This window comes from Brevundimonas sp. TWP1-3, assembly GCF_049896085.1.
Lineage (GTDB): Bacteria > Pseudomonadota > Alphaproteobacteria > Caulobacterales > Caulobacteraceae > Brevundimonas.
In genome coordinates this window covers 1-14,586 of the sequence record NZ_JAFCTP010000002.1, presented here as the reverse complement: position 1 = coordinate 14,586, position 14,586 = coordinate 1, and the positions used below count along the sequence as shown (strand labels likewise).

The window sequence follows — 14,586 nt, the reverse complement described above, 5'->3', positions numbered from 1 at the left end:
CAATCTCAATAGGCCAATCTCAATAGGCCAACGCGATCCCGTCCTTGCGCATCTCAGTCGCCGCGCCATAGGTCCAGCGCCCGCCGGGGTTCATCTGTTTCATGACGTTCTGATAGCCGCCGAACCCGCCGTCCGGTTCGCCCAGGGTCCAGCCCATGGCGCGCAACTGGGCCTTGGTCGCCTCGGGCACGCCGCTCTCCAGGTGCAGGACGCCGGTCCCTTCCTGCGGCTGGCCCGTCGGTTCTGACGAGCCATAGTGCTGCCAGCGCGGGGCGTCGCCGGCCGCCTGGGGCTCCAGCCCATAGTCCACCATATTGATGATGATCTGGGCCTGGCCCTGGGGCTGCATGGCGCCGCCCATGACGCCGAACGCCATCCAGGGCTCGCCGTCCTTGACCGCGAAACCGGGGATGATGGTCTGGAACGGCCGTTTGCCGGGCGCATAGACATTGGGATGACCGTCGGTCAGGGCGAACAGCTCGCCCCGGTCCTGGAACATGAAGCCCAGCGGCTCCGATCCATTGTCCGGCGCCAGGCCCGATCCCATGCCGCGATAGTTGGACTGGATCCAGCTGACCATCATGCCGTCGCTATCGGCGACGCTGAAATAGGTGGTGTCGCCGTGGTGCGGCGCGTCGCCCGGCATGACGCGGTCCATGACCCGGTCCGGCCGGATCAGCTTGGCGCGTTCGGCGGCATAGGCCTTGGAGTTCAGCCATTCGACGGGGGTCTTGGAGAAGCGGTCGTCGGCGAACCAGCGCGCCCGATCCTCGAACGCCAGCCGCTTGGCCTCAGCCTGGACGTGCAGCGAGGCGGCGGACTGGAAGCCCATGGATTTCAGGTCGAACTGTTCACAGATGTTCAGAATCTGGTTGGTCGACAGGCCCTGGGTGTTCGGCCCCAGGCCGAAGACGTCCACGCCGCGATAGTTGGTCTGGATCGGTTCGACCCATTCGGTGTGGTGGGCCGCCAGGTCGGCGCGGGTCAACCAGCCGCCGATTCGCCTGGAATAGGCTTCCATCTGGTCGGCCAGGGGGCCGTCATAGAAGGCGTCGCGCCCGCCCTCGGCGATCATCCGTAGCGTCTTGCCCAGATAGGGATTGGCGAACATCTCGCCCACTTTCGGCGTCGCGCCGTTCGCGGCCCAGATGCGCTTGCGGTTGTCGTTCTCCTCGATCGGGATCACGCCCCGGTCGAAGGCGGCCATGTTGCGTTCCAGGTAGTAGGCGATGACCTGGGGCATGGGGACGCCCTGTTCGCACAGCTCGGCGACCGGCAGCAGCACATCCTTCCACGGCAGTTTGCCATAGCGCTGGTGCGCGCTCCACCAGGCGTCCACCGTGCCCGGCACGTTCACCGTCACCGCGCCATAGCGGGGCAGATAGCCGTCGATGGCCTTGGACCGCGCCGTCTCCAGGCTCAAGGCCAGCGGACTGGCGCCCGAGCCGTTCAGACCGACGACCTTCTTCTGTTTGGGGTCCCACAGCAGGCAATAGGCGTCGCCGCCGATGCCGTTGGCGACCGGTTCCAGAAAGCCTAGCGCCGCATTGATGGCGATGGCCGCGTCGATGGCCGATCCGCCGCGCCTCAGGGTGTCGATGCCGATCAGGCTGGCCGCCGGGTGCGCCGTCGCCGCCGCCCCGTTCGCGCCCCAGACGGTGGACCGTCCCATGAACTTCGGCCCTGTGATCCGGTCGCCGATGCCGACGCCGGCATGGGGATCAGCACGGGCGGGGGCAGGGGCCGCCTCGGTCGGTTTGGCGGTCGGGGAGGCTTGCCGGGCCTGAGCCGCCGTCGCCGCCATTGCTCCGGCCGTCAGGGCTCCAGCAGGCAGGGCGGACAGGAAGGTGCGACGATGCATGGGCGAACTCCTCGAACAACCAGTAAGGCATCAAGGCGGGGTCCGGCCCATCCGGCAAGCCCCAATCTCGCCGATCACGCAGCCAAAGAAAAAGGCCGCGTCCCTTTCGGAACGCGGCCCAAATCCCTGAAAGAACGAAAGTCCTATTCGATGTCTTCGTTCAGCAGGCCGACCTTGAAGAAGCCGTTCTCCTGCATCTTGTTCATGACTTCCATGAACTGCGAATATTTCACTTCCGGCTGAGCGCGGACGAAGACGCGCTCTTCCTGGCAGGAACCGCCGCCCAGGGCCGCGCAGACGTCAGCAGACAGGTTGTCGATCGAGGTTTGCTTCTCGGCGATGAACAGTTGGCCGGTGTCCTGGATGGTGATGTAAACCGGTTCCTTTTCCTCGGTCGGGTTTGAGGGCGGCTGCGCCGGCGGCAGGTCCAGACGGATCGACACGGTCGCCATAGGCGCGGCGACCATGAAGATGATCATGAGCACCAGCAGAATGTCGATGAACGGCGTGATGTTGATATCCGCCGTCTGTTCGATCGTGTGCTTGTCCCCACCGGAACCACCCAGCTTGGCAGCCATGCATCGTCTCCGTTACTCGCCGGCTGCAATCCGCGCCGACATTTCCCTATGGATCGCCCGAAGGCTTGATCGGTTCTTGGCGTCCCGATGCGGGCTTGTAAAGCGGTTCTAAACGATCTGCCGTTCCCGAACGTCAATTATACGCGACAGTCGTCCCCAAGAACGGGCTTCAGGCCTTGGCCAGCTTCAGAAAACGGTCCGCCAGGGCAGGATCGTCCTTGAAGGCGCCGGTGAAGCGGGTCGTGATGGTCGAAACGTGCCGATGATGCACCCCGCGCGTGGTCATGCATTGATGCTCGGCGTCCACCAGCACCGCCACGCCGCGCGGCTGCAGGTGCGATTCGATGGCGTCGATGATGTCGTTGGTCAGGGTTTCCTGGTTTTGCAGGCGCCGCGCATAGATCTCGACGACACGCGCCAGCTTGGAGATGCCGACCACCTTCTCGCCGGGCAGATAGGCGACATAGGCCTTGCCCAGGAAGGGAGCCATGTGGTGCTCGCAGTGGCTCTCCACCTCGATGTCGCGCAGGATGACCATGTCGTCGTACCCGGTCACGTCCTCGAAGGTGCGGCTCAGCTCCTTGCCCGCATCGGCGTCATAGCCGTCGAACCATTCGCCGTAAGCGTCCACCACCCGTTTCGGCGTGTCGATCAGGCCCGGACGGTTCGGATTGTCGCCGGCCCAGGCGATCAGGGTCCGCACGGCCTCCAGCGCCTGTTCGCGCGAAGGACGTTGCACGGTTTCGTCGCTGACGAGGACGGGCTTGGCGGGGATGACGCTCATGAACTCGATCCGTTGAGGCAGGCGCCTCTATAAACGATAGACTATATGTCAGGCCGCTATATGGGACGGACCCTCCGTCCTGCAAGAAAACGAAGTCCACCTCTCCTATGCCGCTGCACATCCACGACACCCTGCGCCGTGAAAAGCGCCTGTTCGAACCGCGCGATCCGAACCGGGTGACCCTCTATGTCTGCGGCCCGACGGTCTATGACTACGCCCATATCGGCAATGCGCGCCCGCCGGTGGTGTTCGACGTCCTGGTGCGGCTGCTGCGCCGGACCTATGGCGCGGACAAGGTGATCTACGCCCGCAACGTCACCGACGTGGACGACAAGATCAATCAGAAGGCCGCCCGCGAAGGCGTGCCCATCGGCGAGGTTACCGCCCGCTACGAGGCCGCCTATCTGGCCGACATGGGCCTGCTGAACGTGTCCCCGCCCGACCTCGCCCCCCACGTCACCGACTATATTCCGGCCATCGTCGATCAGATCCAGGCCATCGTCGACGCCGGCTGCGCCTATGCGGCCGAGGGGCACGTCCTGTTCGACGTCTCGTCCTACAAGTCATACGGCGCCCTGTCGGGTCGGAACCTGGACGACATGATCGCCGGCGCCCGCGTCGAGGTCGCGCCCTACAAGAAGAACCCCCACGACTTCGTCCTGTGGAAACCGTCCAAGACCGACGAGCCGTCCTGGCCGTCGCCCTGGGGCGAGGGGCGCCCTGGATGGCACATCGAATGCTCGGCCATGATCGAACAGACCCTGGGCCTGCCCATCGACATCCACGGCGGCGGCATCGACCTGGTCTTCCCCCACCACGAGAACGAGATCGCCCAGGGCGTCTGCGCCCACGGCCACGCCCATGACGACCAGGCCCACGACGAATACGCTCGCTACTGGATGCACAACGGCTTCCTGACCGTGGACGCCGAGAAGATGTCCAAGTCGGTCGGCAACGTCCTGCTGCTGCACGACCTGGTCCAGGCCATGCCGGGCGAGGTCGTCCGCTGGGCGCTGCTGAGCGCCCACTATCGCCAGCCGCTTGATTGGAATCAGGGCCTGCTAGAGCAAAGCCGCAAGAACCTGGATCGGCTCTATGGCGTCCTGCGCGACGCTGACGCGGCCCTCGCCGATTTCGACTTCGCCACGTTGGACGAGGCCGAGATGGAGCTGGCCGAGAACGACCTGGATCCGGTGCTGGACGCGCTGGAGGATGATCTCAACACGCCCGGCGCCATCGCCCAGCTGTTCGGGCTGGGAAACGCCCTTCGCGATCTGCTGAACGACGCCGAGGCGGACATCAACGACGTCGCCATGGCGCGCTGGAGCCTGGCCGAAGCCGCCAGCCTGCTCGGCGTGCTGTCGCTGACGCCGGACGCCTGGTTTGAGGGCGGCGATCCCGCCCTGAAGGCCGAGGTCGAGGCTTTGCTGGACCAACGCGCCGGCGCCCGCGCCGCAAAGAACTGGCCCGAGGCCGACCGCATCCGCGACCGCCTCAACGCCCTGAACGTCGTCGTCATGGACGGCCCCGAAGGCGCGACCTGGCGGATGAAGGGCTGAAGCCCCGCAAACGCCTCTCCCTCCCCTTCATGGGGAGGGACGATCGCGCAGCGATCCGGGTGGGGCCGTTAGGGCAGCGGAGACGCTTCATCCTGCCCCACCCCGGCTGCGCTCCGCTTCGCCGCCCCTCCCCATGAAGGGGAGGGAGAAACGCTCGCCAACCATCACAATGACGCTGGTTCATTCGCTGCGATTTCAATCGCTTGCCGATTTATGTCCCCCTTCTCCCATCCCCCCTCCCGAAACCGCCGCATAATACACTCGTCCCGTCGCCCGGAGGGCTCGCTTGGCCTGCGACCTTGCGGCGGCGGGAGCGGATGGAACGGGAGCGGGTCTGAGACGACCCGCGCTGACATCGACTCATGGAGCGGTGTCGGAGGGTCGAGGGGGATACTCGGCCGCACTCGGGACAGCCCTCGCAGGGGCTGCCGACCCGTCGCAGGCTTATGGGGTTAGGCGATAAGACCGCCACCGCTCGACGCCCCGAGCTTGCAGGCCAACCACCCGCGCGGAGCGTCATACCCTTCGTCGAAACGGTAACAACACAAACCCACTCCGGGCGAAGGCCCGGCGCTCCGCCCAGCCCTCCATCATCTCCGCCCGTGAAAGGCAGGAGCGCCGAACCATGCCCGGATTTACAGCCTCAGTTCGCCCGGCGGATCAGCTCGTCCGCCAGCGTCGGCGTCAGATAGCCGTCGGCGATCCGACCCGTCGCCACCTGCCAGCGGCGCAAGGCCGCGCGGGTATTGGACCCGATCACTCCGTCGACGCCCTGGGTGTCGTAACCCAGCTGCGTCAGCGCCCGCTGCGCTCCGATCCGCTGCTCGCGCGACATCGACGGATCGTTGGGCCAGGCCTTGCTCAGGGCCGGCTTGCCCATGATCCCATCCGCCGTCAGGCCGATGGCCAGGGCGTAGCTGACCGAGTTGTTGTAGCGGCGGATCACATAGTGGTTCGGCAGGGCCAGGAAGGCCGGGCCGTTTGCCCCCTGCGGCAGCAGGATGGTCGCCTCTTCCAGCGCCTCGGCCCCGTTCGGCGTGCCGCCCTGCGCCAGACGCACGCCCTTGGCCGCCCAATAGGCCCAGTTGTGTTTCGGGCCTTCCGCCTCGGCATAGTCGAAGCCGGAGGGCAGGGTGATCTCATAGCCCCAGTTCTGGCCGCGCTTCCAGCCGGCCTGGGCCAGCAGGTTGGCGGCGGACGCCAGAGCGTCGGCTTCGTCCGCCCAGATATCCACCTTGCCGTCGCCGTCCTGGTCCACGCCCAGGCGCAGATAGTTGTCGGGCATGAACTGGGTCTGGCCCATGGCCCCGGCCCAGCTGCCCTTCAGGCCCGCGCGCTCGCGCCGGCCGTCCACGACGATGTCCAGCGCATCCTTCAACTGGCCCTCGGCCCAATCTCGCCTGCGACCGTCATAGGCCAGCGTCGCCAGCGAGCGGATGACGTCATAGTCGCCCTGGACCTGACCAAAGGCGCTCTCCTGCGCCCAGACGCCGACCAGGATTTCGCTGGGCACGCCGAACCGCTGGACCACCGACCACGGCACCCGGTCGATTCGCTGCTTGGCCTGGGCGATCCGCACCGGCGTCACGGCGTTCTGGATATAGGCGCCGGCGGGCTTGGAGAATTCCGGCTGGTTGCGGTCCAGACGGATCACCGTCGGATCGGGCGCGAGGCCGTCCAGTTCACGGGCGTAATCAGCGCGGCGTGCGCCGCCCTTGCGCGCCAGGAACCCCTGTTTCCAGCCCTCGAACCCTTGCTGGTCATAGGCGGCCAGCGGCGGCGTCTGCGGCGCGGGGGCAGGGGCCGTGACGGGCGCGCCCGCTTGCGGCTGGGGCTGCGGCGTCGGCAGGCCGACCTGCGGCTCGGGCAACATAGGCGCACAGGCCGAAACACAGCCGATGAGAAGAAGGCGATAGGAAAAGCGCATGAGATTCAAACTAAAGCCCCCGAGGTCAGACGCGAAATGACATCCGCGAGAACGTCCATTTCAGGGCCATAAAGCGCCAATGAGGCGAAAGCGTTGCCCTATCGCTCCCTCGTTGGCGTCATTAACCTCGATTTTGATCGACGCCTTAAAGGCATGCGGCGTATTAGCGCAGTCCCTCTGACGGCCTGATGGCGGAGTGGCGACGCGACGGGCGTGCAACCCCGTAAACCCTCCGTTCGACTCGGAGGTCAGGCCTCCATAGTTTTTGAACGTGCTATCGCCCTTCGGGCTACTTCAGCACGTGAGAGGAAATACGTCGCCAGGCAGGCTGTGCCTGGGTTCTATGCGGTTTTGGCCTTTGGCGGGTTGACCTTCCGAACCCCTCTCTCTATACGACCGCCTCCGCCGCGATCCGACCGGGTCAGCGGCTTTCTTATTGGTTTCTCTCAGGACGTCCGACGATGAAGGTCCGTAGCTCGCTCAAGTCCCTCAAGACCCGCCACCGCGACTGCAAGGTCGTGCGTCGCAAGGGCGTCGTCTTCGTCATCAACAAGACCGACCCGCGCTTCAAGGCGAAGCAGGGCTAAGCAGCGTTTGCTGCACGCCGCCTCGGCGGCGTGCGCACGCTGGGTCGCGCTCAAGCAGCCCGAAGGGCGATAGCGCGCTTGAGAGACGATGATCCACAGGCTGCGGATTTCTGTCCGCGGCCTTTTTCGTGTTCGCGGTTGAGTCGCGCCAGTCTCATGGTTAGCGTCCGCGCCTGATTTCTGGAGTATCCCTCATGGCTGACGACGCGTCCTTCGACGGTGGTCCCGACATTCTCAACGCGACGGCCCAAGGCCGCCTGCGCACCATCATCGAACGCCTTGAGCGTCTCGAAGAGGACAAGCAGGCCGTCATGACCGACATGAAGGAGGTCTTCGCCGAGGCCAAGGGCGAGGGCTACGACGTCAAAATCCTGCGCAAGGTCATCCGCATCAGAAAGCAGGACAAGGCTAAGCGCCAGGAAGAGGACGCCATCCTGGACCTCTACCTGTCGGCCCTCGGCGAGATCTGAGGCTGATCCGGCTTGAAGCGCACCCCCTTCAAGCCAGGAGGCGGGCTGTCGCGCTCAGGCGGCATCAAGGGCGATGGCGCATCCAAGCTGCGCTCAAGCAGCCCGAAGGGCGGTAACGCTTCAAAAAAGTCCGCGCCCAGCCCCTTCGAGATGCAGCGCGAGGCGGCTAAACGCACCGCGCTGAATGCTTTGAAACGCGCCCGCCGCTCGGCAGAGAAGGCGGGCGTTTCGCTGTCCGAATGGGAGGGCGAGTTCATCGACTCGGTCAGCGAGCGGGTGAAGACCCACGGCCGCGCCTTCGCCGACCCGGAAAAGGGCGCGCCGGGTCAGGCTCTGTCCGCGATGCAGGGCCGCAAGCTCAAGGAAATCACCGCCAAGGCCAACGGTGAAGACCCCCGGCGGCGGTGGGGGCGAAAGAAGCGTGGCGGCTCTGAAGCGACGTCAAGCGAAAACTGATCGAAGCCGCCGTCGAGCAACGGCGGCGGCTTTCCGCAAGACGAGGAGAGGTCCGAAAGGTCTAGCTGAACCGCCGGCGCTGTTCGGCGCTGCGCAGGGTGGAGCGGAGGAACTCGGCCGGGGGGTCGGTCTCGGCCAAGACCTCGTCCTTGATGGCGCGGGGTTCGCCGAACAGGTGGCCCTGGCCCATCGCAACATCGAGCTCCAGGATGTCGACGACCTGGCGTTCGTTCTCGACTTTTTCGGCGATCACCTCGACGCCGTAGCGACGGGTCAGGGCGGCGAAGTCGGCGGCCTGGATGTCGGGCATGGAGCGCAGGGGCGCGCCGCCGTCGAGGTCAAGCAGTTGTTCGATCATCAGGTCGGCCGAGACCTTGATGAACTTGACGTCCGAACGCTGCAGGTCGGCGAAATCGAGATCCAGCGTCTGCACCTTGTCCAGCGAGAAGCGGAAGCCGAGGTCGGCCAGCTTGGCCATGTTGCGGGCCTCGACGGCGCCGCGGGCGTCGAAGGTGGCCTGACCCAGTTCGAAGATCAGGGCCTGGTTCAGGTCACGGTTCTCGCTGAGGAAATCCAGGAACTGCGGGAAGAAGGTCTCGTCGCCCAAAGAGGTCAGGGCCACGTTGCAGAAGACGCCGACCTTGCGATCCTGGCGCGCCAGGCGGCGCACGATCTGGGCGCAGCGGAACAGCAGCAGATTGTCGATGGCCGGCACCAGGCCTTCGCCTTCGGCCAGGGACAGATATTCGGCCGGCATCATGACGCGATCGGTCGAATCACGCAGGCGGGTGAAGCTTTCGTAGAAGATGGTCCGGCGCTGGGGCAGGGAGACAACCGGCTGGAGATACAGGTCGACGCGGCCCTCGCTGAGCGCCTCGTGGATGGTGCGCAGCAGGACGTTGGACTGGGCCACGCGACGGCCCTCGAAGGTCTCGACGCCGATGTGGGGCGCGGCCGACAGGCGCTCGTCGATGCTCTCGCTCATCTGCTGGACCAGGGATTCCAGCATGCGGACCTCGCCGGTCAGGGCGTCGGTGTCGGACAGGACGCCGCTTTCGATGGCGTGGGCCAGTTCGGTCAGGGCGCCTTGGGTCGACTCCATCGCATCGGCCAGCAGGCGGTGAGCCTCGCGCACCTGGCCGATTTCCTTTTTCAGGACGCGACGCTCGGCGATGCCGGTGACGATGCCGTGGAAGGCGCCCAGCAGACCCAGCGCGCCGAGCGTTCCGGCCACGCCTGCGCCGATCCCGAGGCCGGCGCGCCACAGGAAGGCGCCCACGGTCATGCCGAGGAACAGATAGGCGAAATACAGAAAGCCCGTTGTTACGTTGCGCATCGGCTGGCGGTCGGCCACTCCCGGATGGAATCGCCCGAGTATCAGGCTATCAATGTCATTCGGCTAGAGCGGGAAAACAAATATCCCCGCCAAACCTACGGGAAACGCAATGGAACTGTTCGATCTGACCGGCAAGGTCGCAATCATCACCGGATCGTCGCGCGGAATCGGCAAGGCGATCGCCGAACGGCTGGCCGAGCACGGCGCCAAGGTCGTCATCTCGTCACGCAAGGCCGGGCCCTGCGACGAGGTCGCCGCCGAGATCAACGGCAAGTACGGCGTCAAATCCGATGAACCGCGCGCCATCGCGGTGCCGGCCAATATCGCGTCGAAGGAAGACCTGCAGCGTCTGGTGGACGAAACCAACGCCGCCTTCGGTCAGATCGACATCCTGGTCTGCAACGCCGCGACCAATCCTTATGCCGGGCCGATGGCGGGCATCGCCGACGATCAGTTCGAGAAGATCCTGCAGAATAACGTCATCTCGAACCACTGGCTGATCCAGATGGTCGCGCCGCAGATGGTGGAGCGCAAGGACGGGGCCATCCTGGTGATCTCGTCCATCGGGGGCCTGCGCGGCAACGCCCTGATCGGCGCCTACAATATCTCCAAGGCGGCGGACATGCAGTTGGTGCGGAACCTGGCGGTGGAATGGGGGCCGTCGAACGTGCGGGTCAACTGCATTGCGCCGGGCCTGGTGCAGACCGACTTCGCCAAATATTTGTGGGAAAATCCGGAGCTGCTGAAGACGGTCACCGAGCCCGCGCCGCTTAAAAGGATCGGCCAGCCCGATGAAATCGCGGGCACGGCGGTCTATCTGTGCAGCCCCGCGTCGGCCTATGTGACCGGGCAGACCCTTGTGGTGGACGGTGGATTGACGATTGCCTGGTGAAGAAACGCGCTCAAGCCCGACGGGCGGTCGCGCCGCGAGTGTAAAGCAGGATCTGATCTGGCGTCTGGAGGCCTTGGGCTTTCAGGCGCTGTTCGGTTTCCTGCGCCTGCTGGGCGTCGAGGGCGCGTCGGGGCTGGGCGGCTGGCTGCTGCGCACCCTGGGGCCGCTGACCGGCACGCAGAAGACGGTGATGCGGAACCTGCGGATCGCCTTTCCCGACATGGACGCCGCCGAGCGTCAGGCGCTGGCGCTGGCCCAGTGGGATCAAACGGGGCGGACCTTCGCCGAACTGGCGGTCATGGACCGGCTGACGCCAGAGGGGGGCCGGGTCGAGGTGGTCGGGATGGAGCGGCTGCACGCCCTGCGCGACAGCGGCCGGCCAGCGGTGCTGATCTCGGGCCATCTGGCCAATTTCGAGGTGATGGCGGCGGTGATCATGGCGTCGGGCGTGCCGTGCCAGGTGACCTATCGCGCCGCCAACAATCCGTATGTGGACGCGCTGATCCGCCAGAGCCGCGAACGGTACGGCATCCGCCTGTTCGCGCCCAAGGGCGACGGAACGCGCGAGCTGATGGCGGGGATGAAGCGCGGCGATTCCATCGCCCTGCTAGTCGATCAGAAATACAATCAAGGGCCGGAGGTCGAGTTCTTCGGCCAGCCGGTCAACGCCTCGCCGGGGGCGGCGCGGCTGGCGTTGAAGTTCGACACCGTCATGCTGCCGCTGTCGGTGGTGCGGCTGCCTGGCGTGCGGTTCCGGGTGACGGCGCATGAACCGATCGTGGTCAGCCAGAGCGAGGACAAGGCGGCCGATACCCTGGCGGGAATCCAGGCAGCCAACCGTTTCGTCGAGGACCGGGTCAGAGAGCGTCCCGTGGACTGGTTCTGGGTCCACAAGCGCTGGCCCGACAAGGTCTATGCGGCGTTGGAGCGCGAGGTGTCGGACGCGCGGCGGAACGGCCCGGCGTAGTCCGAGGTCTCGCGGCGTCGGCGGCAGGGGCCCACATAGTCGTCGGTCTTGATGAAGGCGCGGGGCCGCATGATGACGGCGTTGATCCGGTCCAGCACGGCCTTGGCGGTGAGGGGCTTGACAATGAACTCGGTAACCCCGGCGTCGCGAGCCTCATAGACGCGGGTGCGTTCGGAATGGCCGGTCATCATGATGATCGGCAGGAAGGTGTTGGGGCTGTCGGGGCTGGTGCGGACCAGGCGGGTGAACTCGACCCCGTCCAGCGGGAACATGTTGAAGTCGACGATCGCCAGGTCGATGGGGTGGCGTCGCAGCAGGTCGAAGGCGGTCGCGCCCTCGGCCGCCTCATGGACGTTGCGGATATCGGCCGAGTGCAGCACGGCGGCGGCGATGGCGCGCATGTTCTGATTATCGTCCACCAGCAGGACGTTCAACGATCTGAGAGAAAACATCGGTCCCCGACAAATGGCGACCGGACGCTAAGGGGGTATACCTAGTCCCGCAAGCGTAGCCATTGATCAGGCCAGCGTCTGCGGCGCGAAGGCGCCGACCATCAGCGACGGATCCAGATTGCGGTCGCGCCATTTCATGCGCCAGCACAGGTGCGAGCCGGTGGCGCTTCCGGTCATGCCGACGCGGCCCAGCGGATCGCCGCGCCGCACGCGCTGGCCCTGCTGCACGTCCAGGCGGGACTGGTGCAGATAGCAGGTGATCAGGCCCTGGCCGTGGTCGATCAGGGTCAGGCCACCCTCGAAATGCATGTCGGGTCGCACGAAGGCGATGCGGCCGTCGGCGGGGGCGCGGATCACGCTGCCCTGTGGCGCGGCGAGATCGATGCCATAGTGGGGCCGGGCCGGCGTGCCGTTCAGGATGCGCTGGGCGCCCCAGGCGCTGGAGACGCGGTAGGTCTCCAGCGGCCAGATGAAGCCGTTCTTGAAATCGTCGGCGTCGATGCGGCTTGCGAAGCCCTCGGTCTTGAGGGCGATCTCCTGCTGGATGCGGGCCAGCAGGGCGGGGTCGCTGGGCTCGACGGTCGACGGCGGCAGACCGTTCACGGTGGCCGAGGGGAAGGCGTAGGGGGCGATGTCGAGGGTGCGTCGGGCCGAGCGGCCATCCGCGCGGGCCTCGATCTGAACGCTGGCGGCGGTGTCGCGGTCGAAGCCGATGACGAAGAGGCCGGCGGCCGAGGCGGTGGTCAGGGCCTCGCCATCGACGAAGATCAGGGCGCGCGGCGTGGTGCGACCGAAGGCGTAGCCGCCCTGACGCCAGGCCCCGTTCAAGGCCAGCGGAAGAGAGCTTCGATCTTGGGCCGCCAGCGGCGCGGCGATCAGGCTGGCGCCCGCGCCGATCAGCAGGGCGCGGCGCGACGAGATCATGTCGCGGCTTGCAGGGCCGCGATGAATTCGGCCGGTCCGAAATAGGGCTGTTGTCGCGTCGGGCTCCAGTAGCGGAGGATTTCCAGCGGGATGGGCTTGTCCGTCACGGCGCAGCGCACGAAGCGGCCGGGCTTCAGCACCGCGAACTCGCCGTCGCCATAGTGAAGAACGGCCTGGTCTGCAGCGGTCATGTCCATGATCGGACGATAGCGGGCGGCGCGCGGTGCGAAAAGGGGTTCAGGTCGTGGCGACCGCATCCGTTATGGGGCCGTCCGCGGCGGCGGGGCGGATCGCGCCGGGCGGGGGCGGCTTGGGCTTGCCGCCCATCCGGTCGGTGAACAGGAAGACGAACGGATTCAGAGAGATCGACAGCAGGGCGGCGGCCAGGATCAGGTCGTGGGTCTCGCGGCTCATGGCGCCCAGGGACACGCCCAGCGCGGCCAGTATGAAGGAGAACTCGCCGATCTGGGCCAGCGAGGCCGCGACGGTGAAGCCGGTCGGGCGGTCCAGCTTGAAGGTCTTGGTGATGACCAGGGCCGCGACCGACTTGCCGATGATGATGATGCCCAGCACGCCCAGGACCGCCCAGGGCTGGCGCACCACGATCATCGGATCGAACAGCATGCCGACGGAGACGAAGAACAGGACGGCGAAGGCGTCGCGCAGCGGCAGGGACCGCTCGGCCGCATTGTGACCCAGGGGCGAGGCGTTCATGACCAGACCGGCCAGGAAGGCACCCAGGGCGAACGAGTGGAACAGGAAATAGGCCAGCCAGGCGATGCCCAGGGCGATGGCCAGAACGCCCAGGGTGAAGAGCTCGCGCGACTTGGTGTGGGCGATGCGGATCAAGAGCCAGGGAATGACTTTGCCGCCGACGACCAGCATGCCGACGACGAACAGGATGACCTTCAGCAGGGTCCAGCCGACGTTCAGGCCGAGGCCGCCCAGATCGGTCTGGGTTCCGGCGGGGATGACCAACATCGGCAGCATGACCAGGGCGATGACAATGACCAGATCCTCGACGATCAGCCAGCCGACGGCGATGCGGCCGATCTCGCCCTTGACCTGTTTGCGCTCCTCCAGCGCCCGCAGCAGGACCACGGTGGAGGCGACGGACAGCGCAAAGCCCATCAGCAGGGCCTCGACGTCGCCCTGGCCCAGGACGAACCGGCCCAGACCCCAGCCCAGCACGGTGGCGACGCTGATCTGGACCAGGGCGCCGGGAATGGCGACCTTGCGGACCTGCATCAGGTCCTTGGGCGAGAAGTGCAGGCCGACGCCGAACATCAGCAGGATGACGCCGATCTCGGCCAACTGCGGCGCCAGTTCGGTGTCGGCGACGAAGCCGCCCGTATAGGGGCCGACGATGACCCCGGCGACCAGATAGCCGACCAGGGGCGACAGTTTCAGCCGATGCGCCAGCATGCCGAACACGAAGGCGAGGACGAAGCCCCCGACCAGGGTGAGGATCAGGCTGTCGGCATGCGGCATCAGGGCTCCTGTGGCGAGCGAAGGTGTGATTTTGGCTAGGCTTTGCAGTTGGGGCGCGAGGTCGGGTTTGACAAGATGACGCAGTGTCGCGCGAGGCGGAAAACGGCTTCGTCTTCGCGCTTGCGCTGCGAAGGTGTTGGAGGGCTGGGCGGAGCGCCGGGCCTTCGCCCGGAGTGTGAATTTGTAAGTACCGTTTCGACGAAGGGTATGACGCTCCGCGCGGCTGGTTGGCCTGCAAGCTCGGGGCGTCGAGCGGTGGCGGTCTTATCGCCTAACCCCATAAGCCTGCGACGGGTCGGCGG

15 protein-coding genes and 1 tRNA gene are annotated in these 14,586 nt (G+C 66.1%); 7 read left to right on the top strand and 9 right to left on the bottom strand.

Features of this window, described 5'->3' with window-relative positions; genetic code table 11:
• Window positions 1–19 precede the first annotated feature (19 nt).
• The 3 genes from ACP693_RS12000 to folE all read right to left on the bottom strand — a co-directional run bounded on the left by ACP693_RS12000 (window position 20) and on the right by folE (window position 3,223).
• Entirely contained in the window at window positions 20–1,861 is a 1,842-nt protein-coding gene (locus ACP693_RS12000; protein WP_426019690.1) for a gamma-glutamyltransferase family protein, read from the bottom strand.
• Between the two features lie 143 nt (window positions 1,862–2,004).
• Window positions 2,005–2,439 (bottom strand): biopolymer transporter ExbD, encoded by a 435-nt coding sequence (locus ACP693_RS11995; RefSeq protein ID WP_426019688.1) that lies wholly within the window; start codon window positions 2,437–2,439, stop codon window positions 2,005–2,007.
• A 169-nt stretch (window positions 2,440–2,608) separates the two neighbouring features.
• Window positions 2,609–3,223 carry a GTP cyclohydrolase I FolE gene (gene folE / locus ACP693_RS11990; protein WP_426019686.1) on the bottom strand — a complete coding sequence of 205 codons (615 nt, stop codon included), beginning with the start codon at window positions 3,221–3,223 and terminating at the stop codon, window positions 2,609–2,611.
• Window positions 3,224–3,330: 107 nt separating this feature from the next.
• On the opposite strand from folE, the gene cysS reads away from it, so the two are divergent.
• Window positions 3,331–4,782, top strand: a complete 1,452-nt coding sequence (gene cysS, locus ACP693_RS11985; RefSeq protein ID WP_426019685.1) for a cysteine--tRNA ligase — start codon at window positions 3,331–3,333, stop codon at window positions 4,780–4,782.
• Window positions 4,783–5,425: 643 nt separating this feature from the next.
• Here cysS and ACP693_RS11980 read toward each other — a convergent pair.
• On the bottom strand, window positions 5,426–6,709 hold the full coding sequence (locus tag ACP693_RS11980; RefSeq protein ID WP_426019684.1) for a lytic murein transglycosylase: 1,284 nt from the start codon (window positions 6,707–6,709) through the stop codon (window positions 5,426–5,428).
• Between the two features lie 182 nt (window positions 6,710–6,891).
• On the opposite strand from ACP693_RS11980, the gene ACP693_RS11975 reads away from it, so the two are divergent.
• The 4 genes from ACP693_RS11975 (at window position 6,892) to ACP693_RS11960 (ending at window position 8,222) form a co-directional block, all read left to right on the top strand.
• Window positions 6,892–6,968, top strand: a tRNA-Ala gene (locus ACP693_RS11975).
• Between the two features lie 202 nt (window positions 6,969–7,170).
• Entirely contained in the window at window positions 7,171–7,296 is a 126-nt protein-coding gene (gene ykgO / locus ACP693_RS11970; RefSeq protein ID WP_008263184.1) for a type B 50S ribosomal protein L36, read from the top strand.
• Window positions 7,297–7,490: 194 nt separating this feature from the next.
• Entirely contained in the window at window positions 7,491–7,766 is a 276-nt protein-coding gene (locus ACP693_RS11965; RefSeq protein ID WP_135195123.1) for a DUF2312 domain-containing protein, read from the top strand.
• 150 nt (window positions 7,767–7,916) lie between these two features.
• Window positions 7,917–8,222, top strand: a complete 306-nt coding sequence (locus ACP693_RS11960; protein ID WP_426019682.1) for a hypothetical protein — start codon at window positions 7,917–7,919, stop codon at window positions 8,220–8,222.
• A 61-nt stretch (window positions 8,223–8,283) separates the two neighbouring features.
• Here the strand turns inward: ACP693_RS11960 and ACP693_RS11955 are convergent, their stop codons facing one another.
• Window positions 8,284–9,558 carry an EAL domain-containing protein gene (locus ACP693_RS11955; RefSeq protein WP_425984875.1) on the bottom strand — a complete coding sequence of 425 codons (1,275 nt, stop codon included), beginning with the start codon at window positions 9,556–9,558 and terminating at the stop codon, window positions 8,284–8,286.
• Window positions 9,559–9,667: 109 nt separating this feature from the next.
• Here ACP693_RS11955 and ACP693_RS11950 point away from each other — a divergent pair, with 109 nt between their 5' ends.
• Both ACP693_RS11950 and ACP693_RS11945 read left to right on the top strand, forming a co-directional pair.
• Entirely contained in the window at window positions 9,668–10,450 is a 783-nt protein-coding gene (locus ACP693_RS11950; RefSeq protein ID WP_426019680.1) for an SDR family NAD(P)-dependent oxidoreductase, read from the top strand.
• Window positions 10,440–11,417 carry a lysophospholipid acyltransferase family protein gene (locus ACP693_RS11945; RefSeq protein WP_426019679.1) on the top strand — a complete coding sequence of 326 codons (978 nt, stop codon included), beginning with the start codon at window positions 10,440–10,442 and terminating at the stop codon, window positions 11,415–11,417. Before ACP693_RS11950 ends, ACP693_RS11945 begins: the two co-directional genes overlap by 11 nt.
• Here ACP693_RS11945 and ACP693_RS11940 read toward each other — a convergent pair.
• The 4 genes from ACP693_RS11940 to ACP693_RS11925 all read right to left on the bottom strand — a co-directional run bounded on the left by ACP693_RS11940 (window position 11,363) and on the right by ACP693_RS11925 (window position 14,284).
• A complete protein-coding gene (locus ACP693_RS11940; RefSeq protein WP_426019678.1) occupies window positions 11,363–11,869 on the bottom strand; it encodes a response regulator in 507 nt (168 codons plus the stop codon). The two genes, ACP693_RS11945 and ACP693_RS11940, sit on opposite strands and share 55 nt — an antisense overlap.
• Before the next feature lie 66 nt (window positions 11,870–11,935).
• A complete protein-coding gene (locus tag ACP693_RS11935; protein WP_426019676.1) occupies window positions 11,936–12,793 on the bottom strand; it encodes a M23 family metallopeptidase in 858 nt (285 codons plus the stop codon).
• Window positions 12,790–12,990 carry a DUF2093 domain-containing protein gene (locus tag ACP693_RS11930; protein ID WP_426019674.1) on the bottom strand — a complete coding sequence of 67 codons (201 nt, stop codon included), beginning with the start codon at window positions 12,988–12,990 and terminating at the stop codon, window positions 12,790–12,792. The genes ACP693_RS11935 and ACP693_RS11930 overlap by 4 nt, the downstream gene beginning before the upstream one ends.
• Before the next feature lie 40 nt (window positions 12,991–13,030).
• Window positions 13,031–14,284 carry a cation:proton antiporter gene (locus ACP693_RS11925; RefSeq protein ID WP_426019672.1) on the bottom strand — a complete coding sequence of 418 codons (1,254 nt, stop codon included), beginning with the start codon at window positions 14,282–14,284 and terminating at the stop codon, window positions 13,031–13,033.
• Window positions 14,285–14,586: the final 302 nt, after the last annotated feature.

Coding starts and splice junctions, on each gene's coding strand:
- ACP693_RS12000 (WP_426019690.1), bottom strand. CDS start 1,861: ATGCATCGTCGCACCTTCCTGTCCGCCCTGCCTGCTGGAGCCCTGACG.
- ACP693_RS11995 (WP_426019688.1), bottom strand. CDS start 2,439: ATGGCTGCCAAGCTGGGTGGTTCCGGTGGGGACAAGCACACGATCGAA.
- folE (WP_426019686.1), bottom strand. CDS start 3,223: ATGAGCGTCATCCCCGCCAAGCCCGTCCTCGTCAGCGACGAAACCGTG.
- cysS (WP_426019685.1), top strand. CDS start 3,331: ATGCCGCTGCACATCCACGACACCCTGCGCCGTGAAAAGCGCCTGTTC.
- ACP693_RS11980 (WP_426019684.1), bottom strand. CDS start 6,709: ATGCGCTTTTCCTATCGCCTTCTTCTCATCGGCTGTGTTTCGGCCTGT.
- ykgO (WP_008263184.1), top strand. CDS start 7,171: ATGAAGGTCCGTAGCTCGCTCAAGTCCCTCAAGACCCGCCACCGCGAC.
- ACP693_RS11965 (WP_135195123.1), top strand. CDS start 7,491: ATGGCTGACGACGCGTCCTTCGACGGTGGTCCCGACATTCTCAACGCG.
- ACP693_RS11960 (WP_426019682.1), top strand. CDS start 7,917: ATGCAGCGCGAGGCGGCTAAACGCACCGCGCTGAATGCTTTGAAACGC.
- ACP693_RS11955 (WP_425984875.1), bottom strand. CDS start 9,558: ATGCGCAACGTAACAACGGGCTTTCTGTATTTCGCCTATCTGTTCCTC.
- ACP693_RS11950 (WP_426019680.1), top strand. CDS start 9,668: ATGGAACTGTTCGATCTGACCGGCAAGGTCGCAATCATCACCGGATCG.
- ACP693_RS11940 (WP_426019678.1), bottom strand. CDS start 11,869: ATGTTTTCTCTCAGATCGTTGAACGTCCTGCTGGTGGACGATAATCAG.
- ACP693_RS11935 (WP_426019676.1), bottom strand. CDS start 12,793: ATGATCTCGTCGCGCCGCGCCCTGCTGATCGGCGCGGGCGCCAGCCTG.
- ACP693_RS11930 (WP_426019674.1), bottom strand. CDS start 12,990: ATGGACATGACCGCTGCAGACCAGGCCGTTCTTCACTATGGCGACGGC.
- ACP693_RS11925 (WP_426019672.1), bottom strand. CDS start 14,284: ATGCCGCATGCCGACAGCCTGATCCTCACCCTGGTCGGGGGCTTCGTC.